This window comes from Streptomyces sp. NRRL B-24484, assembly GCF_000717715.1.
GTDB lineage: Bacteria > Actinomycetota > Actinomycetes > Streptomycetales > Streptomycetaceae > Kitasatospora.
In genome coordinates this window covers 130,271-154,927 of the sequence record NZ_JOAI01000019.1, presented here as the reverse complement: position 1 = coordinate 154,927, position 24,657 = coordinate 130,271, and the positions used below count along the sequence as shown (strand labels likewise).

General features: G+C 73.8%; 22 protein-coding genes and 1 pseudogene. 11 read left to right on the top strand and 12 right to left on the bottom strand.

Features of this window, described 5'->3' with window-relative positions:
- Positions 1-194 precede the first annotated feature (194 nt).
- Complete coding sequence (locus IE98_RS46465) at positions 195-1,001, top strand: hypothetical protein (protein WP_234443591.1); 807 nt, start codon at positions 195-197, stop codon at positions 999-1,001.
- A gap of 37 nt (positions 1,002-1,038) precedes the next feature.
- Here IE98_RS46465 and IE98_RS50925 read toward each other — a convergent pair.
- The 4 genes and pseudogenes from IE98_RS50925 to IE98_RS0118950 all read right to left on the bottom strand — a co-directional run.
- Positions 1,039-1,311 (bottom strand): annotated as a pseudogene (locus IE98_RS50925) (transposase); the annotation flags it as partial.
- Between the two features lie 58 nt (positions 1,312-1,369).
- A complete protein-coding gene (locus tag IE98_RS0118960; protein ID WP_030270411.1) occupies positions 1,370-2,164 on the bottom strand; it encodes a hypothetical protein in 795 nt (264 codons plus the stop codon).
- An 88-nt stretch (positions 2,165-2,252) separates the two neighbouring features.
- Positions 2,253-3,275 (bottom strand): DNA polymerase Y family protein, encoded by a 1,023-nt coding sequence (locus IE98_RS42690; RefSeq protein WP_106976629.1) that lies wholly within the window; start codon positions 3,273-3,275, stop codon positions 2,253-2,255.
- 10 nt (positions 3,276-3,285) lie between these two features.
- Positions 3,286-3,738: a hypothetical protein gene (locus IE98_RS0118950; RefSeq protein WP_030270407.1), complete on the bottom strand. Its 453-nt coding sequence runs from the start codon at positions 3,736-3,738 to the stop codon at positions 3,286-3,288.
- 166 nt (positions 3,739-3,904) lie between these two features.
- On the opposite strand from IE98_RS0118950, the gene IE98_RS0118945 reads away from it, so the two are divergent.
- Positions 3,905-4,222 carry a hypothetical protein gene (locus tag IE98_RS0118945; protein ID WP_159400974.1) on the top strand — a complete coding sequence of 106 codons (318 nt, stop codon included), beginning with the start codon at positions 3,905-3,907 and terminating at the stop codon, positions 4,220-4,222.
- A 9-nt stretch (positions 4,223-4,231) separates the two neighbouring features.
- Here IE98_RS0118945 and IE98_RS0118940 read toward each other — a convergent pair whose 3' ends face one another.
- Positions 4,232-7,711, bottom strand: coding sequence for a DNA polymerase III subunit alpha (locus IE98_RS0118940; protein ID WP_043174509.1), 3,480 nt, complete (start codon positions 7,709-7,711; stop codon positions 4,232-4,234).
- A gap of 440 nt (positions 7,712-8,151) precedes the next feature.
- Here IE98_RS0118940 and IE98_RS0118935 point away from each other — a divergent pair, with 440 nt between their 5' ends.
- On the top strand, positions 8,152-9,084 hold the full coding sequence (locus IE98_RS0118935; RefSeq protein WP_420706200.1) for a DNA-3-methyladenine glycosylase family protein: 933 nt from the start codon (positions 8,152-8,154) through the stop codon (positions 9,082-9,084).
- 97 nt (positions 9,085-9,181) lie between these two features.
- Here IE98_RS0118935 and IE98_RS0118930 read toward each other — a convergent pair whose 3' ends face one another.
- The gene (locus IE98_RS0118930) at positions 9,182-10,150 is read right to left on the bottom strand and encodes a hypothetical protein (RefSeq protein WP_043174507.1); all 969 of its coding nucleotides are present in this window, start codon (positions 10,148-10,150) and stop codon (positions 9,182-9,184) included.
- 154 nt (positions 10,151-10,304) lie between these two features.
- On the opposite strand from IE98_RS0118930, the gene IE98_RS48050 reads away from it, so the two are divergent.
- Complete coding sequence (locus tag IE98_RS48050) at positions 10,305-11,351, top strand: hypothetical protein (RefSeq protein ID WP_063748961.1); 1,047 nt, start codon at positions 10,305-10,307, stop codon at positions 11,349-11,351.
- A gap of 106 nt (positions 11,352-11,457) precedes the next feature.
- Here IE98_RS48050 and IE98_RS0118920 read toward each other — a convergent pair whose 3' ends face one another.
- Positions 11,458-13,266: an adenylyl cyclase gene (locus tag IE98_RS0118920; protein WP_234443590.1), complete on the bottom strand. Its 1,809-nt coding sequence runs from the start codon at positions 13,264-13,266 to the stop codon at positions 11,458-11,460.
- 139 nt (positions 13,267-13,405) lie between these two features.
- Between IE98_RS0118920 and IE98_RS51975 the strand changes: the two genes are divergently transcribed.
- Positions 13,406-14,005, top strand: coding sequence for a DUF6458 family protein (locus IE98_RS51975; RefSeq protein WP_324605785.1), 600 nt, complete (start codon positions 13,406-13,408; stop codon positions 14,003-14,005).
- Positions 14,006-14,155: 150 nt separating this feature from the next.
- On the opposite strand, the gene IE98_RS0118910 is transcribed toward IE98_RS51975, so the two are convergent.
- Positions 14,156-14,815 carry a glyoxalase gene (locus IE98_RS0118910; RefSeq protein ID WP_030270395.1) on the bottom strand — a complete coding sequence of 220 codons (660 nt, stop codon included), beginning with the start codon at positions 14,813-14,815 and terminating at the stop codon, positions 14,156-14,158.
- A 166-nt stretch (positions 14,816-14,981) separates the two neighbouring features.
- Entirely contained in the window at positions 14,982-15,335 is a 354-nt protein-coding gene (locus IE98_RS42685) for a hypothetical protein (RefSeq protein ID WP_030270393.1), read from the bottom strand.
- Positions 15,336-15,695: 360 nt separating this feature from the next.
- Here IE98_RS42685 and IE98_RS0118900 point away from each other — a divergent pair, with 360 nt between their 5' ends.
- Together IE98_RS0118900 and IE98_RS0118895 are read left to right on the top strand one after the other, a co-directional pair.
- Positions 15,696-17,762, top strand: coding sequence for a WD40 repeat domain-containing protein (locus IE98_RS0118900; protein WP_159400973.1), 2,067 nt, complete (start codon positions 15,696-15,698; stop codon positions 17,760-17,762).
- A 172-nt stretch (positions 17,763-17,934) separates the two neighbouring features.
- Positions 17,935-18,486, top strand: a complete 552-nt coding sequence (locus tag IE98_RS0118895) for a hypothetical protein (protein ID WP_030270386.1) — start codon at positions 17,935-17,937, stop codon at positions 18,484-18,486.
- A 95-nt stretch (positions 18,487-18,581) separates the two neighbouring features.
- Here IE98_RS0118895 and IE98_RS0118890 read toward each other — a convergent pair whose 3' ends face one another.
- Positions 18,582-19,112 (bottom strand): VOC family protein, encoded by a 531-nt coding sequence (locus IE98_RS0118890; protein WP_324605784.1) that lies wholly within the window; start codon positions 19,110-19,112, stop codon positions 18,582-18,584.
- A 385-nt stretch (positions 19,113-19,497) separates the two neighbouring features.
- Here IE98_RS0118890 and IE98_RS49230 point away from each other — a divergent pair, with 385 nt between their 5' ends.
- Positions 19,498-19,653 carry a hypothetical protein gene (locus tag IE98_RS49230; RefSeq protein WP_159400972.1) on the top strand — a complete coding sequence of 52 codons (156 nt, stop codon included), beginning with the start codon at positions 19,498-19,500 and terminating at the stop codon, positions 19,651-19,653.
- A gap of 48 nt (positions 19,654-19,701) precedes the next feature.
- Here IE98_RS49230 and IE98_RS0118880 read toward each other — a convergent pair whose 3' ends face one another.
- The gene (locus tag IE98_RS0118880; protein ID WP_030270383.1) at positions 19,702-20,913 is read right to left on the bottom strand and encodes a globin domain-containing protein; all 1,212 of its coding nucleotides are present in this window, start codon (positions 20,911-20,913) and stop codon (positions 19,702-19,704) included.
- A gap of 271 nt (positions 20,914-21,184) precedes the next feature.
- Here IE98_RS0118880 and IE98_RS0118875 point away from each other — a divergent pair, with 271 nt between their 5' ends.
- A complete protein-coding gene (locus IE98_RS0118875; protein ID WP_199922930.1) occupies positions 21,185-21,925 on the top strand; it encodes an SDR family NAD(P)-dependent oxidoreductase in 741 nt (246 codons plus the stop codon).
- A 77-nt stretch (positions 21,926-22,002) separates the two neighbouring features.
- Here IE98_RS0118875 and IE98_RS0118870 read toward each other — a convergent pair whose 3' ends face one another.
- Positions 22,003-22,572, bottom strand: coding sequence for an NIPSNAP family protein (locus IE98_RS0118870; protein WP_043174505.1), 570 nt, complete (start codon positions 22,570-22,572; stop codon positions 22,003-22,005).
- A 56-nt stretch (positions 22,573-22,628) separates the two neighbouring features.
- Here IE98_RS0118870 and IE98_RS0118865 point away from each other — a divergent pair, with 56 nt between their 5' ends.
- Both IE98_RS0118865 and IE98_RS0118860 read left to right on the top strand, forming a co-directional pair.
- A complete protein-coding gene (locus IE98_RS0118865) occupies positions 22,629-23,561 on the top strand; it encodes a helix-turn-helix transcriptional regulator (protein ID WP_030270379.1) in 933 nt (310 codons plus the stop codon).
- Between the two features lie 91 nt (positions 23,562-23,652).
- Positions 23,653-24,468: a DUF1206 domain-containing protein gene (locus IE98_RS0118860; protein WP_078661122.1), complete on the top strand. Its 816-nt coding sequence runs from the start codon at positions 23,653-23,655 to the stop codon at positions 24,466-24,468.
- Positions 24,469-24,657: the final 189 nt, after the last annotated feature.

Below are 24,657 nucleotides of genomic sequence, written 5' to 3'. Positions count from 1 at the left end.
CATCAGGCACAAGATCGTCCGACACGTGCAGCACTCTGCCGCCCAGACTCCTCAACTGCCAAGCCCCTGAGCCGAACTCATTTTGAAACGATCAGTAAGGCCGGACCGGGCCAGTTGCGACGTGCGGCACCGGGTTGCCAAGCCCCGAGTAAATCCGTTGGCACCGAGAGTCTCCAGATGACAAGACTGCACTGGTGAACACCCTGCCGCCGTTGCCCGGCCCGCTCACTGTGCCAGTACCGGACCCGCGTGCCCGCGACGTCGTTCTCGACTATGCAGGCATGGACGCTTTGGTGGCCGACCTGGTTCTGCCCGGCGACGCGTCGATGTACGTCATGAGCGCGATGGAAACGTCCCGCGAGCTCATCCGGCACTCCTACTACCGGTACGAGTTCGCCACCGTCGCCGTCACGCATTCCCTGTTCGCCCTGGAGCACATCCTTGCCGGGCGTCTGGCCATCAACGAACCGCTCCAGGACCTCATCGAGCGGGCCAGCGACGCAGGGCTAATCCCGGCCGAACTCGCTGCCGAGCTCGACCGAAGCCGACTACTGCGCGACAAACTCACGCAGGGCACCGTGACAAGTGCCGCTCTCGGCCCGGCCAGGGCCATCGCCATGGTGCGTGCCGTCTTCGATGCTGCTTCCCTGCTTCTTCGCCCACCATCTGCGGCAGAAGCGGCAGCTGTCGACATGAGCCCTGAAGACCGACTCGCCCCGCTCTGGGAGGAACACCGGCGCGCCCTGTACCCCGACAGCTTCCGCGGCGTGGACATTGAGGGCGTGGAGCTGATCCTCCTGGACGCCGACGTCGCCGGCCTCGTCCAGCGAGAGTTGAACGGTGGGCTCGACGACAGTGGCATTTCCATGCTCTGGGCGTGCATCGCCGACCTCGACAAGATCGTGCCCCTGATCAACTCGGAGTACTGCGTCTCCTACTTCGCGAAACTTCGGACGATGGCCAAGCTCGCAGCAGCACGCTACATTCCCACCGCGACCTGACCAGTGGAGTCGAAATTGGAATCTCCCACGACCCCCGTCAGGGTCTGGCCTGGTCGCGTTCGATGATGCTCTCGGGGCGTTCGACGGTCTTGCCCACGTCGTGGCGGGTGGCGGGCTGCTTGTTCTTCGAGCCCAGTGGTCGGCCTGGTCCCGGCCGCGATGGTTTCGGCGCACGGGCCGGGCAGGGCAAGGTCGGGCGGAGGTTCCTGAATCCGCGTCGGCCTCGGGCGGGTATGAGCCTGTTCGGCTCGATGGGCCGTTCCCAGGGGTGGCGGACGTGCGGGCGGGCGAGGCGGAGCTGAGTGTGGGCAAGGTCCTGGACCTGCGGACCAGGATCCTCATTCGGGGATGAGCCCGCAGCCCCTCGATCAGCCCGATACGGGGTCCTTCGGATCCTTGGCGAGGTGCTCGAAGAACTCGTCGAGCAGGCCGAGCAGTCCGGTCACGGCGCGCTGGTCGTTCTCGGGTGACCAGGGTTCCTCGGGACAGCCGTCGGGAAAGATCAGCTTCACGGCCAAGGCCCAGTACACCAGGTTCCCGCCGAATCCCAGCTTGGCGGCCAGCCACTCCTGGACGCCGTTCAGCAGGGCTCCTTCGCAAGCGGTGTCATAGCCGTTGAGGAACCCGGTCACCGCCCCGAAGCTGACACGGCCGGCGAACATCCCCGGACGTGTCTTGAAGTTCGCCCAGAAGTCCTGGCGCGACCACGTCGGCTTCGACCGGCCGCGCCACCAGGCGGCGGGCATGCGGGCCAGGTCGGTGCCGACCCCCCAGCTGGAGTACGAGACCGCCTCCGGCCCCACGCGCAGAGCCGCGAGGAGACTGCCCACGCGCGTGGCCGGATCGACAGGTCCGCCCTTCCGAGTCCAGACGTGGGTTCCCGGAGCGTCGCCCTCGTGGTGGGAGACGACGAAGTCCGTTCCGTCCAGTACGAAGAACGCGGCACGGACGCTCCCGTGCCCGTCCCACGAGGTCTCCAGGCTCAGCCTCAGCCGCCGAGCCACCGCCTCCAGGTCCACCGAGAGCAACGCCAGCGAACTCAGCGGCCAGGCTGCGCTTTGGAACATCGACGCCTGCCGCGCCGGATTGCTCCCGCCTTCCTGGAGTTCTGTAGCGGGCTCCCAGTCACCCTCGGCGTCCGGTATGTCGATCATCTCAGTCACGACGCACAGTGAACCAGTTCACGATCTCGATCCAGCTGGCCGCTGGCGGATCCGCAGTATCCCTCTCCGGTCGTTCACGGAACTGCCGTCAGAGCCATTTTCGAGGATCCTCGTCACCGCCTGCTCGCAGCCGGTCGGATCCCACCGCGCCTGCTCGCAGAGTCGCCGCGGGCCGCACCGCACCGGGACCGAAGCGGGCGTTGATCCGGTCACCTACCTGCTCGACCAGGACACCGGCCTCCCGCTGCGTGTCGAGGCTCAGCTGCCGGCTCGCCGTCTCGACGGCCACCAGATGCTCGCCGCGTAGGGCGAGACCGCGGATCCTGGCCCGCTGTAGCCCGGCCGTGTCCAGCAGGCCGTACGCGACATCCCGCAGGTCCTGCGTCAGCGCGGATGGCTCCGGCAGTACCCGGGCCTTCTCCCACCGCGAGCGATCGGCAACCCGGACCTCAACACCCAATGAACGGGCAACCTGCCGACGCTCGCGCAACATCGCTCCCAACCCGACCGTCAGCTGGAGCAAGGCGGCTCGCACCACTGGTCCGTCGTGCTCGTCCTGGTCGAAGCGGTGCCGCACGCACGCACTCGCTGGAAGGTCCGCGGGCACTACCCGGCGGACGTCCACCCCGCGAGCCCGCTCGGACGCCATCCGACCCGCCCGGTGCCCGAGGATCCGCTCGACCGTTGCCTCCGGGGTCGTCACCAGCTGCCCGACGGTGGCCAGCCCGAAGCGCTCCAGCGCGGCTGCCTGCTTCGGACCGATCCCGTCCAGCAGCCCCACCGGCAGCGGCGCCATGAACCGCTCCACCTGCCCGGGCTCCACCACCACAACACCCCCCGACAGCGGCGCCCACGCCGAGGCCATCGCCGACACCACCCGCGTGCTCGCCACACCGATCCGCACATCCAGGCCGAGAAGCGCGACAGCCCTGAGCCGAACCAGCTCCGCCAGCTCCCCGGCCGACCTGCCGAAGTACCCCAGCGCACCCCGTACATCCGCCAGCGCGGCCCCCGGCGGGAGCGCCTGCACCACCGGCGAGATTCCCCGGAGCACCTCCAGCAGGCTCCGGTACTCGCCCGTCGTCGGGAAACCACAGGTGCGAACGTGCATCACCTGCTGCTCACGCCACCGCATCATCGCGGCCGTCTCCCGCCCACCGCCGTAGCGACTTCCGCGCACCGTCCCCCCCTGGCCATCCCGTCCCGCGCATGCTGCGGCCTACGGCGCTCCCCACCCGAACCCGATGTACAAGGGCCGGATCAAAGGCCGACTGGCCAGCGACTTCCGGTCGAATCTGCCGCAGGAATCGACGAACCCGCTGGCTTCGGGTGTCGCCGCCGCCGATGGCGGCGAGCAGTCCGAAGCGGGCGAGTAGGCGGGTGGCGATCAGGTCGGCGAGGCCTTCGGGGGTGCGGCGGAAGTAGCCGAGCGCTCCGGTGACGTCGAGCAGGACGGCGTCGGGCGGCAGGGCCTGGACGGCGGGGGTGATGTCGCCGAACAGGGTGAAGGTCTCGCCGTACGCGGCGAACGGCACCTGGTGCAGGCGGACGTGGAGGATCGAACGAGTGGTCATCGTCCGCTGCTCCTGGTGGGCTTGTCGGGTTCCTCGGACGGGTCCGGCCCGGAACCCAACTGGTTGAACACGTTCAAATCGTGTGGGATCCTGGGGGCGGCGAACGAAGGGGGAAGCTGTGACGGCGTCGCCGAGGTGGGTGTGGCCCTGCGTCATGGGGTGGGTCGTGGTGCTCGAAGCGGGTCCGTGGCTCCTCCGACCGGCGGCCGAACCGTACGGCTGGGCACTGCAGATGGAGTTCACGGCGGGTGCCGCCGCCTCGGCCTTCGTCCTGGGGGCGGCTCTGGGCCGGGTCCGTGAATGGATGCCGTGCGCTGCGGCGGGCCTCTTCGGCGCGCTCGCCCTGCCGGCGGCCGCCGTCGCGTACGACGATCCGTCGGGGTTCGCGGTCTTCACTGCCGTCATGCTGGATCCCTTGTTCTTGCTCGCCCTGGTGATGGGCGCCTGTGTCGGGACGCTGGTCGGTCCGTCCCACGACGACTGAGGACCTGCCTCACCCCGCCGAACCGGGGCTGGCGCGCCAGAGCCGTCCGGCGCCGCCCCCGCGGCGGCCGTCCCCGGCCGGCGCACCGCCGCGCGGGCCGCCACCGCTGCCGGTCGCGTCCGGGCCGTCGACGGCGGCAGCGGCGGTGCGGACGAGGTAGTCGCGGACGGCGGTGGTGCCGCCGGCGGCGTGCGCGTCGGCAACCTCCTGGAGGTTCCAGGCGCAGCTGCCGATGACCGTGACGGACCTGCCGCGGCGGGAGACGGTGCCGCGGGCGAGGATCAGGAAGTGGTGGAACAGCGGGTAGGCGGCCCGGGCGTGGGTGTCGTCGAAGTAGGTGAGGTCGACCTGGCCGGCGTCCCCTTGGGAGCCGTCGTCCAGGGAGACGAAGATCGTGCGGCGGCCGGAGCGCATCGGCGGGGTCTGGATGGCGACCTTCGCCCCCGCCACCAGCACGGTCTCGCCCTCCCGGTGGTCCTTCAGCAGGTGGGCGGGGGTGACGCCGAGTTCGGCGAGCAGCGGGTGGAAGGGCTCCATGAGGTGCCGGCTCGCGTCCATGCCGATGACCTCGAGTTCGGCCGCCGTCTCCTCGGTCGCGTTCATCACCGGCAGGCCGGTCGAACCCGGTGCCGGGGCGGCCGGGGGTGCGAGGACGAGCTGCGCCGGGATCGTGGCGGTGCGGTGCCGGCGGTGCAGTTCGTCGATCTGCAGCAGGAGTTCGCGGCGGTGCGCCCCGGGGGCGAGGGCGTCGAGGGCGCCGATCCGGGCGAGGCGTTCGGCGATCGGCAGGCCGGGGCGGGCGCGGGCCCAGAAGTCCGCGAGGTCGCTGTACGGGCGGCAGGCGTCGATCCGTTCGGCGGTCTCCTCGGTCATCCCGTGCACGTCCGCGAGGGAGACGCGCAGGCCGAGCCGGCCGTCCGGGAGCTGCTCGGTGCGGTACGTCGCGGCGGAGTGCTGGACGTCGATGGGCAGGACGGCCACGCCGCGGCGCCGCGCGTCAGCGAGGACGAGGCGCTTGGGGTACATGCCGGGGTCGTGCTCCAGCAGCCCGGCGTAGAACGGCGCCGGGAAGTGCGCCTTGAGCCAGGCGGACTGCAGGGTGGTCAGGGCGAACGCGACGGCGTGGCTCTTGGCGAAGCCGTACGCCCCCATGTTCGCGATCATCGTCCAGACGCCGTCGACGACGGCCCCGGGGTAGCCGGCCGCGGTGGCGCGCCGCCGGTACCAGGCCTCCAGCTTCGGCAGCCGCTCCGGTTGGGCCAGCGCGCAGCGGGCCTCCTCCCCCATCGCCAGGTCCGAGCGGGTCAGGATGGCGAACACCTTGATCAGCTGCTCGTTGAAGATGACCACGCCGTAGGTGGGACGCAGCACGGGTTCGAGGTCGGGGTGGGGGTAGCCGACGGGTTTGGTGCCGTGCCGGCCGAGGAGGAACGGGCGGATCATGTCGGCCTGGACGGGACCGGGGCGGAAGAGGCTGATCTCGGCGACCAGGTCGTCGAAGGTCTCCGGCTGGAGCCGGCCGGCGAGGTCGAGCTGGCCCGGCGACTCCAGCTGGAAGACGCCCAGGTTCTCTCCGCTGCGCAGCAGTTCGAAGGCCTTCGGGTCGGTGAGCGGCACGGCGGTGCGGTCGTCGAGGTCGATCCGCTCGCCGGTGGTGCGTTCGATCTCCTGGACGGCGTACGCCGTGCTGCTCTGCATCCGGACTCCGAGGACGTCGAGCTTCAGCAGCCCGAGGCCGTCCGGCTCCACGTCCTCCTTGTCGAACTGCATCGCGGGGAAGCCCTCGGTGGGGGTCGGCACCACGGGGGTGCGCCGCAGCAGGCTGTCGTTGGAGAGGATGACGCCGCAGGGGTGCATGGCGGTGCCGCGGGGCAGCGCGTCGAGGCCTTCGGCGAGGTCGAACAGCGCACCGTAGCGGTGGGCCTGCTCGCGGACGTTGCCGAGCTCGGGGAGCTCGGCGAGCGCCGTCCGGATCGAGCGGGCGGTGATGTGCGGGAAGGCCTTGGCGAGGCGGCCGACCTCGTCCGGAGGCAGGCCGAGGGCGAGGCCGGTGTCGCGGATGGCGTGGCGGGCGCGGTAGGTCTCCGGCATGGACAGGGTGCAGACGCGTTCGGTGCCGTAGCGGGCCATGATCCGCCGGTAGACCTCCGGGCGGCGGGCGGACTCCACGTCGATGTCGATGTCCGGCAGGCTCTTGCGGCGGAGGTTGAGGAAGCGCTCCATGATCAGGTCGTGGTCGAGCGGGTTCGCGGTCGAGATGCCGAGCAGGTGGACGACCAGGGAGCCCGCGCCGGACCCGCGGGCCTGGACGCGGATGCCCATCTCCTTCACGTCGTCGACGACCCGGGCGACCGTCAGGAAGTACGTGGGCCAGCCGAGCGTGTTGACGACCCTCAGCTCTTCTTCCAGGCGGGTGCGCATGGTGGGGCTGCGGTCGTAGCCGTGCCGGACCATCGCGGCGTCGCAGCGGTCGCGCAGCACCCGGGCGGAGGTGCCGGGGGCGACGCCGACCACGTGTTCCTCGGGGAAGTGCACCTGCCCGATGCCGAGGTCGGAGACGGGGTCGAGGCGGCAGTCCGAGGCAGTGCGAGCCGTCGCGGCGAGCAGGTGCGCCGCCCCGCCGTGCTTCTGCCCTGCCGCGCGGGCGACCTCCTCGGCCAGCGTCGCCATCTCGCGGTGGTCCTTCAGGGTGCGCTCGCCGTTGCAGGTCCGGCCCGGCCGGATCGGCACCAGCAGCCGGGCCGAATCCAGGACGTCCGCGACCCTCGACTGGGCCGGATCGAGGTAGCGGACGGCGTTGGTGATCACGGCGAGCAGGTCGAGGTCCGCGGCGAGGCCGACCGTGCGGGCCGCGAGGCGCAGCGAGCCGGGGCCGGTGCCGGTGCGGCGGTGGTGGACGGCCTCCAGGCGCAGGTGCGGGCCGAAGGCCTCGCGCCAGGGGGCGAGGAGTTCGGTCGCGGTGTCCGGGCGGCCGGTGGCCAGCGCCCGCAGGGGCTGGGAGGTGGGTCCGAGCAGGACGGTCAGGCCCTCGGCGTGCTGCGCGATCGCCTCCCAGGGGACGACCGGCCGGCCGCCGCCGCGCTCGGCGCGGGCGGCCCACCCGGCGGTGATCAGGGCGCACAGGTTCGCCCATCCCGTCCGGTCCCGGGCGAGCAGGGTGACGCGCGGCGCGGACTCGTCGACGAAGGCTCCGCCGCGGGCCGGGGTCCGCCGCCGCTCCCCCGCCGTGGCAGCGCCGCCGCCGGGACGGCCCGTTCGACCGGTGGCTGCGGCGTCGAGCAGCGGAACCGCGAGGTCGGCGCCGAAGATCGGCCGGATGCCCGCGGCAGCGCAGGCGTTCGCGAAGCGGACCGCGCCGGCGACCGTGTCGCGGTCGGTCAGCGCGAGGGCGCCCAGCTCGTACGCGGCCGCCCGTTCGGCGAGGGCCGCGGGCAGGCTCGCGCCGTAGCGGGCCGAGTAGCCCGAGGCCACGTGCAGATGCGTGAACACGCGCGGCGCCTCCTTGCTCCCTCGCCCCCCGCCGATCCGGAATCCCTCCGTCCCACCAGCGTAGCCTCTGTTCGAATATTTGTGCGAATAACTTCGCACGGCGTGCCGCTGCCGGGAAACCGTTCGACGCGCCGTTCCGGCACCCCTGCTCGCGCGGTGCCTGGGACGCCCGGCTCGGCACAGCCCGCGTCCACGAGTGACCGGCCGGACCCGAGGCACCGCCGGATCTGCGGCCGGCGGCCCTCGACACGGTGGAGCGGGCGAGCAGCCCTGCGGACGTGCGAGGCGGCCGGCGGCCCCACCTGTTGCGATCCCGTGGCCGGACCGAAGCCCTCGCCGGCCCGGTGCCGGGCCGCAGTCGGCGGCTGCTGTCGGGCCGGTCGCGTAGGGTGCCCCGGTGCCACCGGACCGCGGTGGCGTCGAACGGGACGGGCCTGGCGGTGAGAGCGGTGGACGGCGCAGCACGCTCGCGGACGTGGTGCCCGCCGTACGCGCTCGACCTGCCCGCGGTGGTCGCACCGCTGCGCCGCGGGGCCGGGGACCCGACGATCCGCCTGGACGCGGCCACGGTGTGGCGGGCGTCGCGAACCCCGGCAGGCCTCGGGACGCTGCGGATCGAGGCGCGGCCGGCCGACGGGACCGTCGCCGCGACGGCGTGGGGGCCTGGCGCGGACTGGCTGCTGGAGCAGCTGCCGGTGCTGCTCGGCGCGAACGACGAACCGGACGGCCTGGTGCTGCCGCCGGGCGGGCTGCGGGACGTCCAGCGCCGCAACCCCGGGCTGCGGCTGGGCGCGACCGGGCTCGTGATGGACGCGCTGGTACCGGCCGTGCTGGAGCAGAAGGTCACCGTGACCGAGGCGCACCGCGCCTGGCGGTACCTGGTGCGCCGTCACGGCACGGCGGCGCCGGGGCCCGGTGCGGAACTCGGCCTGGTGGCACCGCCGTCGGCGCGGGAGTGGGCGCTGGTGCCGTCGTGGACCTGGCACCGTGCGGGCGTGGACGCGAAGCGCACCGGGACGATCCTCCGCGCGGTGCGGCTCGCGCCGCGGCTGGAGGAGGCGTCCGCCATGACCGGCGCCGAGGCGGCGGCCCGGCTGGTGCACGTGCCCGGGATCGGGCCGTGGACCGCGGCCGAGACCCTGCAACGCTGCAACGGCGACCCGGACGCGGTCTCCGTCGGCGACCTCCACCTCCCGAACACCGTGGCCTGGGCCCTCGCCGGTAAGCCGCGCGGCACCGACGAGGAGATGCTCGAACTCCTCGCCCCCTATGCCGGCCACCGCCACCGCGTCTGCCGCCTCATCCGCACCCTCGGCGTCCGTGCACCGCGCTTCGGGCCCCGCCTCGCACCCAACGACCACCGCAGCAGGTGAGTGCGGCTCAGGAGCAACGGACGACGGACGACGGGCGACGGGCGACGGGCGACGGACGACGGGCGGCACGGGGCCCGCGCCGTTCACGTCCGGGCGTTCACAGGTGCGTCCAGGTGAGGTGGGGATGCGAGGGGTCGTCGGCGCAGACGAAGATCTGGACCGTCGACCCGTCGCAGACGCCGAACCCGGTCGGCGCGTTCAGCCGCACCCGACCCGGCCGGTCCTCGACGGGCTGCCAGGTCGGGTCGTCCGGGTCCCACTCGCCGTGGGTCGCGGCCAGCAGGAGGGTCAGGGCCGCCCCGCAGCCGCACCGGTCCGGCGGCGGGCTCGTCCGGTGCCGGTACGGGTAGCCGCCCGCCTTCCAGCCGGGTGCCACGGACAGCGCGGTCCGGTACCGTTCGGCGTCCGCCCCGGTCAGGCGTCCGGCGAGCGCCTCGGGCAGCGCCGGGAGGTCGGGGTACTCGGTGATCCGCTCGGGGTGCAGGACGCACGGCCCGGTCAGTACCGGTCCCGCCCCGACGACCTCCGGCCGGGGCGCCGGAGCGAGGACCTCGCGGACCTCTTCGCTGCGCCGCCAGTACAGCCGGGGCTCCAGCTCCACTTGGTCCGGCCCGTGGAGGGAGAACGGGCACCAGAGGACCTGCAGCAGGTCGCAGCCGTCGGGACCGGCCGGCAGGTCGGGCACGTCCCGCCGGTACAGCTGGGCGACCGCCAGCAGCGGGACGGGGTCGGTGTCGGCGAGGTCGGGGCGGTGCAGCGCGTGCGGCATCGGGTGGAACGGGACCAGCCGGCCCTCGGGCGAGACGCGCCGCCGGGGCGGGCCGTACAGCTCGGTGCGCCGCCGCTCGGCGTCGCGCAGGAGGTACCCGTGGCCGCGCGGGTGCGGCTCGGTGCAGGTCGGCCACGGTTCGTCCGCCGGCCACAGCAGCGGGCCGGAGACCGAACTGTCGCCGACACCGGGCGAACCGGGACGCGGGTGCAGCCGGGTGGCGGTACGGCCGTGACCGGCCAGCTCCGGCAGGACGGACGCAGGATCCTCCGGACGCGGCGGCGTCCTACGGCTCATCCCGGTCTCCCCACCTCGGCCGACGGCGGCCCACTGTAACGGGCCCGCCGCCCGGGGCTGCCGGCGGCGCAGGGCGCGCACCGGCCGACGCGTCCGGCACGGCGTCAGAAACGCGCTGGCCCGGCCGATCTCCGGCCCGTGATACTCGATGTCCATGACGCGCGATGCCTCCGACGGCCCCACCGACGACGCTCCGATCAGTCCCGCGTTGCGTCGGGTCCTGGCCCGGGCCGGCGCACCGGGACTGGTGGAACTGCTGGCCGACGGGATGTCGGGCGCCGACCTGACCACACTGCTGCTGGAGGTGTTCCGGCGCCGGGCGGACCGGGTCTCGCCGGCCGAGGTGATGCGGCGCTACCGCAGTGACCGGTTCGTGGCCCCGGCGCCGGTCGGGTTCGCCGCGCTGCGCCGCACCGAGGACGTGCTGCTGTCGGCGTTGCCCGACGGTTTCGAGGTCCCGGTGCTCGCCCCGGTCGTGCCGCTGGCCGCGCACTCGGCCGTGGCGACCGTCGACCCGCGGAAGGTGATCGCGACCGTGCGCGGCAGCGAGGTGGCCGCCGATCCGACGAATGCGCTGGCCCTGGAGGCCTCGCACCGGCGTTCCCTGGCCCTGGCCGCCGACCCGCGGTCGAACGCACCGGTGCGGCTGGCGGCCGGTCAACGAGTGGTCCGCGCGCAACGCTTCGCCGGGCCGACGGACCTCGCCCACTTCCAGCTCTTCGGCCTGGTGACCGCCGGCCGGGACACCGGCGACCGGAGCTTCGAGCGCCGGCACCTGGCCGAGCACCTGCGGTTCGCCGCCCGGGCGATGGCCGACCTCGGGGCACAGGACACCCGGATCCGGCTGACCCTGCTGGAGGACGCGGCCGGGCCGGCCCTGGAACGGGTGCGCCACGACCTCGCCGGGCTGCCGGGGGTCCGGGTGTCCGAGGATCCCGACCGGAGCTCCGGACGCGGCTACTACACCGGCATCTGCTTCAAGATCTGGGCCACGGTCGGCGGCCACCCGACGGAGGTCGGCGACGGCGGCTTCGTTCCGTGGAGCCAACTGCTCACCGGAAACCGCAAGGAACGCCTGCTGATCAGCGGGTTCGGCGTCGACCGCCTCTCCCGCACGTGGACCGCGGCCCCCGGCCGGGCCCTCCCCCACCACGCGGGGCCGACGGCGGAGTCGGGGGGCGACGAGGACGCCTCCGGGTGAGCCGGGGCTCACCCGCTGCGGCCCGCCCGGACGTCCGGGCGGGCCGCAGCGCGAGGGTGCTCACCGGGGCGGGGCCGGGAGATGCGGCACCCGCCCCGGTGGCGGGTCAGACGGTCGCGACGCCGTTCGAGTAGCCCTTCATGAAGTAGGTGCCGAACCCGTTCTGCACCGGGTCGCCGCTGGCGTTGACGCAGTGCAGGATGCCTCCGCCACCGGGGCCGTTGAGGCAGACGGTCATCAGGTCGGTGAGGACGACGCCGGGGGTGTCGGGGACCTCGTAGGCGCGGTCGGCGTAGATGTCGGCCTGCAGGTTGAAGAAGCAGTAGCTGCCCAGACCCCAGGCCCGGTGGTCGGTCACCGAGTCGGCGACCTTGTACGCGGCGTAGCCGCGGGTGCCGTGGTGGACCCAGGCGGACTGGGTGGGGACGTCGTAGGGGTGCTCGTTCTGGAAGAAGTACGTGCGGCCGTGGTTGCCGTTCCAGAGCACCTCGTACTTCTGGAAGTGCTCGACGAACAGGCCGTAGGTGGTGACCCGGTCGCCGTTGACGAGGAAGCCGGTGCCGGCCGGGTTGACCGACCAGCCGACGCTGCCGTCGAGGCCGTGGTCCGCGCGCCAGACCCAGATGTGGTCGACGATCACGTCGTTGCTGTCGATCCGGATGGCGACCTCGGTGCCGCCCGGCACGACCCCGCCGACGCGGGCGAAGACGTCGAAGAGCGCGGTGGGGCGGCCGGAGTGGTTCCGCCGGCTGCGGCCGTCGCCGACCCGGAGCAGCACCGGGGAGCCCGCCGAGGCGGCCTCCAGGAGCAGGCCCGCCACGGAGACGTCGTCCACGTCGGCGACCTCGACCAGCGAGTTCCCGTCGACGGCCTGCAGGGTGGCCAGGCCCAGGCCGAGCAGGACCGTCCCGGGCCGGGACACCTGCAGGGGGTCGGAGAGCTTGTAGATGCCCGGGGTGAACAGCAGGTGCCGGCCCTGGGAGAGGGCGCGGTTGAGGGTTCTGGCGGAGTCGCCGGGGCGGGCCACGTGGAACGCGGAGAGCGGGATGCTGTGCCCGGCGGCCTTGCCGGAGGCCCAGGTCGTGCCGGTGGAGTTGCGGCGCAGGGCGGGGACGAAGACGCGGTACGAGCCGTGGGCGTCCACGGTGAGGAACGGCTTCTCCCGGACGACCGGGGTCCGGTCGACCGTGGTCATCGGCGGGCTGGGGAAGCTCTGGGCGGGAGCTCCCTGGGTGCCGACGAAGACCATGTTCCAGTTGGCGCCCGTCCAGCTGCCGAAGGTGTCGTTGCGGGACAGCCACTGCTGCTGCGAGCCGGACTCGACCTGGCCGTCCACCACGCTGTCGGCGAGGAATCCGCCGCTGGACCAGCGGTTGCCGGGCGGGCTGGGCCACAGCGTCATGTTGCCCTTGACGTGGGTGCGGCGCATCGGGGCCGCCTGCGAGACCGCCCAGCGCTCCAGGCCGTCCGGCGGGACGATGCACAGGTTCTCGGCGGCCCGCCAGAAGTTCTGGGTGCCGTTGCCCTGGAACCACTGCGCGTCGGCGGTGACGTGCCCGTTGATCACGACGTCGTCGGGGTGCTGGCCGAGGCCCAGCACGTGCGTGTAGAAGCCGACGTTGATGTCGACGTTGTAGGTGCCCGGCTTGAAGGCGAGGGCGTACCGCTCGGTGCCGAACTGGTTGGACTCCTGGATCTTGAACACGGCGTCGACCCGGGCCTGGATCGCGGCGTCGCCCATGGAGGGATCGAAGACCAGGACGTTGGTGCCCAGGTTCGTGGCGGCCGGGTCGGTGGTGCCGTGGGCAGCCGGCGCAGCGGAGGCCGGGCCGGTCGCAAGACCGCCGGCCACGGGCAGTGCGGCGGCGACCGCCGCACTGCGGAGCACGGTCCGGCGGGTCGGGGTGACGGACATGACTCTCCCTGGCGTGGGTGGATGGGGAGCGGCCCGGGACAGGTCCCGAGCCCCGTGAGAGCGCTCTCTCAGTCGCGGTGGAGAGTGAAGCATCGGGGCGATGCGGCGTCAATAGGGTTCAGAAATCGGGCCGTTCGCCGTGGCCGTGCGTTCGGAGCCACCTGGCCTGCATGCCCATGACATCGAATGGAGCGGACGGATCCGACTGCAGGGAATTCCCGCTGCTCCCGAAAGGAGGTCCAGGAATCGCGAATCCGGACAGACGAATTCTGTAGCACCCTCTTCAGTTCGGCGCGGCCGACGCTCCCGCGGCGGCCGACGGCGGCATTCCGGGCGGCCACCACCCGACCGGCCACGGCCGTCGATCCGCCCGGAGGCCGGTACACGAACGGGCCGGGCCAGATCCGGCACCCACTCCGAATCGGCTCCGCCGTCGCGGTCGTCGCTCCCGCGACACCCCGGCGGCGGCGGGGCTCACGCACGTGACGGCAGATCAGGAGAGAACGCGACGGGACTGGGAGTTTCGATATTCCTGCTCGCAGCGGGGGCCATTCTCGCTTTTGCGGTGAGCCGGAACGTCTCGGGAGTCGACCTGGACACGGTCGGAATCATCCTCATGGCGGTCGGAGCGCTGGGAATTCTGCTCTTCCTCGGCATGCGGTACCGGGCCCACTATGTGATCCGCGACCGCATCGTCGACGAGCCGCCGGTGGAACGCCGCCGCGACCGGGGTCTGTGACGCCCCCGGCCGCCCGGGGACGGGCGGCCGGTGTGCGCGAGCGGTTCGGCGGGACGTCACGGCGGAGGTCGGAGTGCAGGTGCCGGCCTGCGGTGACCGCCTCCCATGGCCGGTCCGGTGCCGGATCGGACCGGGGCGGCCCTCAGGGTGTCAGGCCTGCGCGGGCGCGGACGGCGCGGCGGCCTCCCAGGCGAACCCGTCCGGGTCCGTGAACGCGTCGGCGGTGCTGCCGAGCACGAGGCGGTGCGAGCCGGTGCCGTCGACGGCGACGCCCAGGTCCTTGGCGAGCGCCCGGCGCTTGTAGAGCGCCAGCTTGACGGGGCTGGACTGACCGGGGGCGAACTCGGTGTACTTGCCGCCGAAGCTCTTGGCCACGGTGAGACCCCGGTCGACGTAGAACTGCTTGGTGGCCTTCACGTCCTCGACCCCGATCAGCAGGACGACCTCGTCGATCCGGCGGGTGGCGGGGCCGGTGTCCTTCTTCGCGGAGGTTGCGATCTTCCAGATGGTCCCGTCCGGGGCCTGGACGACGCCGCCGTAGCCCCACAGGGACTTCACGGCGGCCTTCAGCACCGTGGCCCCGGCGTCCACGGCGGCACTGACGAAGCCGTCGACGGTGGCCGGCCCGGACACGGTGAGCGCCAGGGTGAAGCCGCGGAATCCGGTCGAGTGCGCCTCGGACTCCCGGAGGCGTACGTAGGTGTCCACGCCGAAGGCGGCGTAGAAGCGGCGGGCGGCGTCCAGGTCGGTCACCTCGACGGTGACGGACTCGAGGGCGGTGTCTGCGGTGGTGGGAGTGGTGGTTGCCATGACCGTCACGCTAGGCGCCGGGAGGCCGCCGAGGCTTCTCCGATCCTGATCGGTCCGGCCGGGTCCGGGTCCGGCCCCGGTCCCGGTCCCGAGCGAGCCCGGCGGCCCGGCGGCCCGGCGGCCCGGCGGCCGTGCCGCCGCCGGGACCGGGCCGTGGTCGGCCGTCTCAGTCGCGTTCGACGCGCACGCCGCCGACCAGCCCCCAGGCGTCGACCCGTACGGTCGGGCCGCCGGGCTCGCTCGGGCCCTCGTCGCTCACCCCGCCGAGGCGGATGCCGCCGACCTTCACCCGCACGTTCGGCCGGACCCGCAGCTTCACGCCGCCGACCAGGCTCAGCTTGGTGATCCGGATCTCCGCACCGTCCGGGATGTCCACATCGGTCAGGTCGATGTCGGCGCCGCCGACCAGGGACACGGTCAACGTCCGCTCCTGTATCACCGCACCGCCCATGCGGTGACCGCCGATGATGCTGACCCGGACGTCCGTCCGCCGGGCCTCGTGCCCTTCGCTCTTCGTCATGGTCACCACCGTACGGGGCCGGGCGGCCCGCCCGGCAGTGCCCCGTGCCCCTGTTCCGGCATGACAGCCGTCATATCGGCTGCGCTCCTTCAGAACTGACAACCCATCCGAGGACCGTCCTGCGCCACGACCCCGATCACCCGCCACGCTGCACCGCCCTCCCGTGCGCCGGCTTCCTGGGGGCGCGGTGCCGCGGCCCCGTCAGCCCCGTGTTCGCACCGCCGGGACCGGCATCAGGTCCGCCGCCCGGCGTCCGACCCTCCGGCTAGGGTGCCGGTCATGGCTGGCGAACACCGAAGCAATGGTCCTGTCCGCGGAGTCCCGGTTGCGGCCGGGCGGTTGACCGACCCGGGGTGGCTGGTGACAGGCGACCCGGAGCAGGTCGTGGCGGCGCTGGACGGCGCCGCCGGCCCGGAGGAGGTGGCGGCGGCCGCCGTCTACCGGACGTCCGGGCACCTGCACCGTGACGCCGGTGCAGGGGTGCGCCGGCAACTGCTGGCGCTCGATGCCGCGCGCTACGGCCACCGGGAGTTGATGACGGGCCTCGCCGCGGTGCCGGTCCGTCAGGAGGAGGAGAGCCCCTGGGCCGTGCGGTGGGCGACCGGCACCGGCCTGGACTCCCGGCTGCGGTACGCGCTTCCCGCGCCGGCCGGGGTGACCCGGGTGGCGACCGTCGTCGCGGCGGGCCGTGGATTCGCCGTCGCCGGCTGCGAGGACGGCACGCTGCACTGGTGGGACCCGGCCACCGGCAGGAAGCTGGGCAGCGCCGCACCGGGGCGCGCCGCCGGCCGCGTGTGGTCCCTGGCGACGGCGGTGCTGGACGGGTGTCCGGTCGCCGTCACGTGCAGCTCCGACGGGGCGGTCCTGGTGTGGGACCTCGTGCAGGGGGTGCAGCTCGCCGAGTACCGCACCGACGGCGACGCCCAGGTCCTCCGGCTCGCCACCGCAACGGTCGGCGGCCGGCCCGTCGTGGTCGCCGGCGGCCTCGGCGGCAGGATGTGGGTGTGGGACGTGGCCGAGCCGGGGCCCGGCGGCGAGCTCCTGACGATCCGCACCGACCACGTGCAGTCCCTGGCGACGGCGGTCGTCGACGGCCGTCCCGTCCTCGTCACAGGTCACGCCGAAGGAGCGGTGCGCAGGTGGGACCTGACCACGGGTCGGGCGTTCGGCAGCACCGACGACCGGTCGGCGTCCGACCTCCCCGCGGCCGCCGACACCCACCACGGTGACGAGGACAAGGACGAGGACGGTGACGACGGCTTCCGCCGCTGCATCACCATGGAGGTCAACGCCATGACGCACCTCATGGCAACGGACCCGGCGTCCGGATCCCCGCTGGCGATCAGCGCCGACGCGTACCGGACGTACGTCTGGAACCTGGCCACGGGCGAGGAACTGACCCTCCCCTTTCCGGAATTCGCGGAGGCGGCCGCCCTGGCGGTGATCCACGGCCGGCCCACCGCGCTCGTGTCCGGCAGCCGCGGGACGGTCTCCGTGTGGGACCTGTCCGCCGACGAGCACCAGCACTGGTCGCTGACCGGTCACGAAGGCACGGTCCGGGGGACGGCGACGGTCGCCGTCCAGGGGCGCCACCTCGCCGTCACCGGCGGCGACGACCGCTCGGTCCGCATCTGGGACCTCGGCGGTGAGCCCGGTGGTGAAGCGGCGGCAGGCAGCCGGCCGGACGGTCGCACGGTGCCCGGGCAGCGGCTCACCACGACCGTCCTGGACGGCCGTTCCGTCATCGTCAGCGGCGGCCCGGACGCCGAGGTGCGGATCTGGGACCTCGACAGCGGCGAACAGCTCGGTGCGCCGCTGAGCGGTCACACCGGTGCGGTGGTGCTGCTGGCCGTGGGCACGGTGGACGGACGGCTCCTCCTCCTCACGCGCGACCGGCACCAGGAGGTACGGATATGGGACCTGACCGCCCGGAAGGAGCTCCACGGCCGGTCGACGGGCGAGTACGCGAGCTCGTTCATCGACCACTTCGCGGTCGTGGACGGTCACTTCGTCGCCGTGACCTCGGAAGGACGGGTGTGGGACCTCGCCACCAGCGCCTGGACCGGCGTGCGGCCCGGGCAGAACGGTGCCCTGGCCCTGGAGACGCTCGAAGGCCGCAGCCTCGTCCTCACCGGCCACCGCACGGACACCGTTCGGCTGTGGGACGTCGCCACGGGTGAACCGGCCGGGCCGCCCCTGACCGGGCACACCGGCGAGGTGACGGCCGGAGCGGTGGGGATGCTGGACGGTCAGCTCGTCGTGGCCACCGGCAGCACCGACGGAACCGTGCGGGTGTGGCACGCCATCACCGGGCGGCAGGTCGGGACGTACGCGTTCCCCGCCGGGATCAACGAACTGTCGGTGGCGGCGGACGGGCAGCTGGTGGTCGCCTTCGGCTCGGACGTCGCGGTCCTGACCCACCGGTGACCGGGCAGCCCTGACCCACCGTCGACCGGGCGGCCCCGACGCACCCGGGGCGGCCCGGCCCCGACACCCGACGCCTTCGTGCCGGCCCGTCGCGGACCACGGGCCGGCACGGCAACCGCGGAAGCGCACCGGTGCGTCAGGGCCTTTGAGATCCGACAGGAAGGAGTGGACCGTGCCCGGCACGCCCTCGACGCGTCCACGCGTCGCCGCCACCCCGGACCACGCCGTGCCCGGCTACGATCCCCGTTCCCGGTGGTGGGCGGTCCTCCGGCACGGACTGGCGATCGCCGTGACGACCGCGGTCGTCGTGATGTCCTTCATGGTCGCCACCCTCCCCTTCGCGGCGGTCTTCCTCCTGGACGATGCGCTCCCCACCGGGGACTACGTCGAGGCCGTTCTCACGGCCGGGGGCGTGGCGCTCGCAGCGAGCGTGCTCGTGTTCCCCGTGGCCTTCGGATTCGAGCGGAAGGTCATCCGCGGCGGCCGGGTGTGGAAGGCGCTCGGCGTCTGCGCACCCGTGGCCTCACCGCTCGCGGCCGCGCTGGTCTTCGCGTCCCTGATCAAGATCGAGTCGGCGGCGGCGATCAGTGACGTGTTCGGGCTGGCGATGCTCTACCTCATGAGCTTCGCCGTCTACTGGGTGGTGCTGTGGTCGCTGACCGCTGTCCACTACGGCGTCTGGCGTCTCTCCCGGCGCATCGGCGCAGGCCGGCGCCTCGCCTGAGCCTGCGCCCCGGCCTCACGTCCCGAATGCCCGCCGGCCCGATCAGGCGCAGAACCCGAGTTGCGGCTGCGACAACGGCCGCGGGGGCTCCGCCGTCAGCGGCCGGGCAGGCGCGTCCGGATCTCCTGGAGCAGCCAGCCGTTGCCGTCCGGATCGCTGAACGAGGCGAAGGAGGCGTAGTCCGCGTGTCCGGGGGCCGGTCCGTCCAGGCGTCCCCGTGTCCCGGCGTGCCGGAAGATCCCCGTGATGTCGTGGAACACCGCGCTCACGTGCACCCCGCGCTCGACGAGATCGGCCCGGGCCGCCTCGATGTCGCGGACGGAGAGCTGCAGGCCCTGGGTCGAGCCGGCCGGGGCCGAGGTCACGCCGTCGCCGAAGATGATCGAGCAGAGCGAACCGGGCGGGGTGAACTGGACCACCTGGTAGCCCTCCTCGACGGCCAGATCGGCGTCCAGCCGCCACCCCAGCAAGGTGTAGAACCGCTTGGCCCGGTCGACGTCGGAGACCGGCAGCACCACCACTTCGAGGCGCATCTCGCCGGCGCGCACCGGTGGGGTTCCGGTGGCCGGGGTTCCGGTGGCCGGGGCTCCGGTGGCCCCGGTGGATCCCTCCTCCACGCTGCCCATCTCCGCCTCCCGCGGTCGGCGACACGGTTGCGGGGCGACGAGGCGCACGGACCGTACCCCACGCGTCACGGGACGGAGTGCGCCGCCCGGACGCCGCCGGGACGGCCTCCCCGGGCCGCACGGCACGCCCCAGGCCATGAAAACCTCCCCGCCCGGCACCTGCAAGCGGGGACGGGGCGTCCGGGTGGACGGCGGCATCCGGTGTCCACGGCGCCGGGCCGAACACACGCCCCGGTTCGGCAGGGGCCGGACGACCCCGCATCTGCCGGGCCGTCACATCCCCACGTGGCCCTGTGCGCAGCGGCCCACCCCGGCGGGTCCCCGCCGTCGGCCGCCCCGTAGGGTGACGCGACCGACGGCGGACAGGAACGGACGGGCGGGTGCGGTGAAGCGCTGGCATCGCTGGGCGGTCGGCATCTGGGCCGCCCTCATGGTCACCGGTGGTGTCCTCACCCTGGCTCTCGACCGGGCCGCGGACGACCCCGGGCCGCGCTGCCCCGAGCACTGCAGTCTGGTCGTGGTCACCGGCCGCCCCCGCTGACGCCCCGCCGTCGGGGCGTCAGCGGGTCGGAGCGCCGGGCGGCGCCGTTCACACCGCTGCGCCGGGCAGCCACTGGTCGGGCCCGAAGACCTCGTAGTGGATGCGGTCGGACTCGACGCCTGCCCGCAGGAACTGCGCACGGGCGGCGCGCAGGAACGGCAGGGGGCCGCACAGGTAGACCTCGCCGTCGGCGGGCACGGCCACGTCGGTGAGGTCCAGCAGGCCGACCCGCGCCCCGGCCTCCTCGACGCCCGGCCGCTCGTACCAGAACAGCGCCTGCGCGTGCGGCAGCTGCTCGACCAGGCGGTGGACCTCGGCGCGGTGCGCGTGGTCCGCCGGGGAGCGGTCGGCGTGGAGCACCAGCACGGGGCGGGTGGAGCCGGTGGCCGCCAGGTGGTCGAGCATGCCGACCAGGGGGGTGCAGCCGATCCCGGCGGAGGCCAGGACGAGCGGCCGGTCGCCCTCGTCGAGGACGACGTCGCCGAAGGGGGCGGAGAGGACGAGCTCGTCACCCGCCCGGACGGTCGTGTGGAGCAGGGCGGAGACCTCTCCGTCCGGGGCGCCGCCGGTGCCGGTGACGCGCTTGACGGTGATCCGGCGCAGGTCGCCCGCGGCGCCGGGGTCGGCGGAGAGGCTGTACTGCCGCAGCTGGTGGACGCCGTCCGGCATCAGCAGGCGGACGCTGACGTACTGTCCGGCGCGGGCGCGCGGAGCCGGGCCGCCGTCCGCGGGACGGAGGAGGAACGAGACCGTCCCGGGGGTCTCCTCGCGGCGTTCGACGACCGTCCACGGGCGCCAGGTGTCGCCCGGCTGCACCCCGGCGGACTGGTAGAGGCGGGCCTCGCGGGCGATGAGGGCGGCGGCCATCTGCCAGTACACCTCGTCCCAGGCGGCGGCGACCTCGGGCGTGACGGCGTCCCCGAGGACGTCGGCTATCGCCGCGAAGAGGTACTTGTGCACGATCGTGTACTGGTTCTCCGTCACCCCGACCGCGGCGTGCTTGTGGGCGATGCGGTCCAGCACCGCCTGCGGCGACGCCTCGGGGTCGTGCACGAGCGCCCCTGCGTAGGCGGCGATCGAGCCCGCGAGGGCCTGGCGCTGGGCGCCGCTGGCCTGGTTGCCCCGGTTGAACATGCCGTCCAGCAGCTCCGGGCGGTCGGCGAACATCGTGGCGTAGAAGCGGGTGGTGATGTCGTCCAGGGCGGCGCCCACGACGGGCAGGGTCGCACGGATCACGGCGGCCGATTCGGCGGAGAGCATGGCGGGCTCCAAGCGAGTGGAGTGGCGGGGAGGAAGGGCCGGAACGAACGCGGCCACCACCGGTCTACCAGCCTCCGGGAGCCGTTGGCATGCCCCGGACGCCGCATCGGCCGAATCAGGGCCGAAGGTCCCGGCAGGTCGGACCCATCAGCCCGGCGCCCCGTCACGAACCCTGCCCCGAAGGGCCCTTCGCCGGCGTGCCGCGGGCCCTCCGAACGCGAGGTCGGATAGCCGCCGGTGTCGGGCGGCCGCGCCCGGGATGCTCGATCCCATGAACCGACTCGAAGGAAGCACGGCCCTGGTGACGGGTGGCAGCCGCGGCATCGGCGCCGCCGTCGCGCTCCGGCTGGCCGAAGAGGGCGCCGACGTGGCACTGACCTACCGGAACGACGCGGAACGGGCCGCCGAGGTGGTGGACCGGATCCGGGCCCTCGGCCGCCGGGCGCTCGCCGTCCGGGCCGACAGTGCCGCCCCGGATGCCGTGGTCGCGGCGGTGGACGAGACGGCCGCGACGTTCGGTGCCCTGGACGTCCTGGTCAACAACGCCGGGGCCTTCCTGGTCGGCCCGCTGGAGGAGCTCGGTCCGGCGGAGATCGACCGCACCCTGGCGGTGAACGTCCGGGCCCCGTTCGTGGCGTCCCGGGCGGCCGTGCGGCACATGGGCCGGCGCGGACGCATCATCAGCATCGGCAGCAACGTGGCCGAACGGGCGGTCTTCCCGGGCCTCGCGCTGTACTCGATGAGCAAGACGGCGCTGGTCGGCATGACCAAGGGGCTGGCGCGGGAGCTCGGCCCGCGCGGCATCACCGTCAACCTGGTGCATCCGGGTCCCACCGACACCGACGCCAACCCGGCCCACGGCCCGAACGCGGCGGCGATCGCCGGGTTCACCGCGCTGGGCCGCTACGCGGAGCCGTCGGAGATCGCCGCCACCGTGGCCCACCTGGCGGGCTGCGACGGGCAGTACATCACCGGGTCGGTGATCGCCGTCGACGGAGGGTTCACCGCCTGACCCGGGCGGCCGCCCGTCCGCCGCACCGGGACCGCCGTCGCGCCGTCACGCCGTCACGCCGTCACGCCGTCGGACCCTCACGCCGTCACCGGGTCCAGCCGCAGCAGCCGGGTCGGCCAGGGCGGCGGCTCGGCCGGGCCGAACCAGACCCGGACGTCCTCGCCGGTGCGGACCGGCAGCCGCGGGAAGTCGTTCGCGGCGTGCTCGGTGCGGTGCACGGCGTGGGCCGGGCCGAGGTGCCGGGCGGCGTAGGCGTCGAAGGCGGCCGGGTCGGCGGGTCGGCAGAGGGTGAGGAGCACCGGCCGGGCGGCCGGGGCGGGGGTGAAGCCGGGGCCGCGCAGCAGGTGCACGTCGTTGCTGTCGATCATCGTGGCGTTGGCCGCGTCGCGGTGCGCCCGCCAGACCGGGCCGTCGTAGAAGGCCTCCAGCGAGCGGCGGCGACGGGCCAGGTCGGGGAAGGCCCGCAGCCAGACGAAGCGGTCCGGGTCGTCGAGGTCGCGGAACCGCCCGCCGACGGTGATGCCCACCGCCTGCTGGCCGGTCACGAACTCGCGCTCGAAGAGCTCGATCAGGGTCTCGCGGGCGCCGGGACGCAGGGTGTACTGGCGGAGTTCGACGACGGACTCCGACCGGGTGAAGTCGTTCATGCCCCGCAGGCTAGGGGCCCTCCCCTGACATCGACCGTCAGGGGATACTGGGCGGCATGCGCGCGAGTCGGCTGGTCACCCTGCTCCTGCTCCTGCAGAACCGGGGGCGGATGACGGCCGAGCAACTGGCCGAGGAGCTGGAGGTCTCCGTCCGCACCGTCTACCGGGACGTCCAGGCCCTCTCCGCCGCCGGCGTCCCGCTGTACGGCGACGCCGGGCACGCGGGCGGCTACCGGCTGGTCGACGGCTACCGGACCCGGCTCACCGGGCTGACCGCCGACGAGGCGCAGGCCGCCTTCCTCGCGGCGCTGCCCCGTGCGGCCGACGACCTCGGTCTCGGCTCGGCGCTCGCCACCGCCCGGCTGAAGCTGCAGGCCGCACTGCCCGCGGAGTTGCGCGAGCACGCCGGGCGGGTCCAGGAGCGGTTCCTGCTGGACGCCCCGGGCTGGTACGGCGATCCGGACGACACCCCGCACCTCGCTGCGGTCGCCGCGGCGGTGTGGGACCGGCGGGCGGTGGTGCTGGAGTACCGGCGCTGGCGGGCCCCGGAGGAGATCGAGCGGCGGGTGGAGCCGTACGGGCTGGTCCTCAAGGCGGGGCGCTGGTACCTGGTCGCCGGCGGGCCGTCCGGGATCCGCACGTACCGCGTCGACCAGATCCTCGGACTCCGCGGGACGGACGAGGAGTTCACGGTGCCGGACGGGTTCGACCTGGGCGCGTACTGGGCGGGCCACCTGGCGGACTTCCGGGCCCGGCTGCACACCGGCGAGGCACTGGTGCGGCTCACCCCGGAGGGCGCCCGCAGGCTCGGGGTGGCCGCCGGGGCGGGCGACGGGTGGACGGAGGCCCGCGTCCCCGTCGAGTCGATCGACCACGCCCACGACGAGTTCCTGAAGCTGGGCACCGACGTCGTGGTCCTCGCACCGGCCGAACTGCGCGACCGCATCGCCGGGACGGTGCGCGCCCTGGCCGCGCACTACGCGGGCTAGCCCGCGCGCGGTGCGTGGCGGCCGCGGGAGGGGGCAGACGGCCGACGGTGACCGCCCGGCCGATCGGCCGGGCCGAGGAAGGGTGGTTGCCGTGGTGTCTGCCGTCCGCAGTTCGACCGTCCGGAGCGGAACGGGGGGCCGGGTGCTGCGCGCGGCCGGCCGGGCTGGCTTCGTCGCCCGCGGAGTGGTCTACGTCCTGGTGGGTGTGCTGGCGATGGGGATCGCGCTGGACCGCGGGGGTGAGGAGGCCGACCGGCAGGGGGCGCTGCACCGCATCGCGGCCCAGCCGTTCGGGGCGGTGGTGCTGTGGGCGCTGGTCGTCGGCTTCGCCGGCATGGCGCTGTGGCGGGCCTCGACGGCCGTGTTCGGCGAGACCGGACGCACGGGCACGGCCTCGCGGGTGCTGTGCGCGGGCCGGGCGGTGTTCTACGCCTCCGTCTGCTCGGGGACGCTGCGGTTCGCCGCCGGCGCCGGCGAGGGTTCGAGCAGCGACGCGGCCTCCCGTGACTGGACGGCCGCCGTGATGGGCCGCCCCGGCGGACGGTACGTGGTGGCCGCCGCCGGTGCCGTGCTGCTGGGCGCCGGGCTCGCCGTCGCGGTGCGTGCGGTGCAGCGCCGCTTCCTGCGGAAGCTGGAGACCGGCGCGATGCGGCGGCGGGTGCGGACGGCGGTGACCGTCACCGGCGTGGCGGGCAACCTCGCCCGCGGGGCGGTCTTCGGGGCCGCGGGGGTGTTCGTGCTGGTGGCCGCGGCCCGGTTCGATCCCGGGCGGGCGAGGGGCATGGACGACACCCTCCGCTCGTTCGCCTCGGGCGCGGCCGGCCCGTGGCTGCTCGTGGCCGTCGCAGCGGGGCTGGTGCTGTTCGGCGTGTTCTCCTTCGCCTCGGCCCGCTGGCGCCGGCTGTGAGCGGCCGCGCGCCGACCGCCCCCGGGGGCGGTCTCCGGGGACGGTGTTCGGGCCCGGGTCAGCAGACCCTGACCTCCTGGTTGAAACCGCCCGCGGCCACCCGGTACGTGCTCAGGTTGACCAGCGCCGCCTAGACGTAGATGCAGGCCCGCCTGCTCCCACCGGATGGGTGAGGGCTTCGGGTGGGTT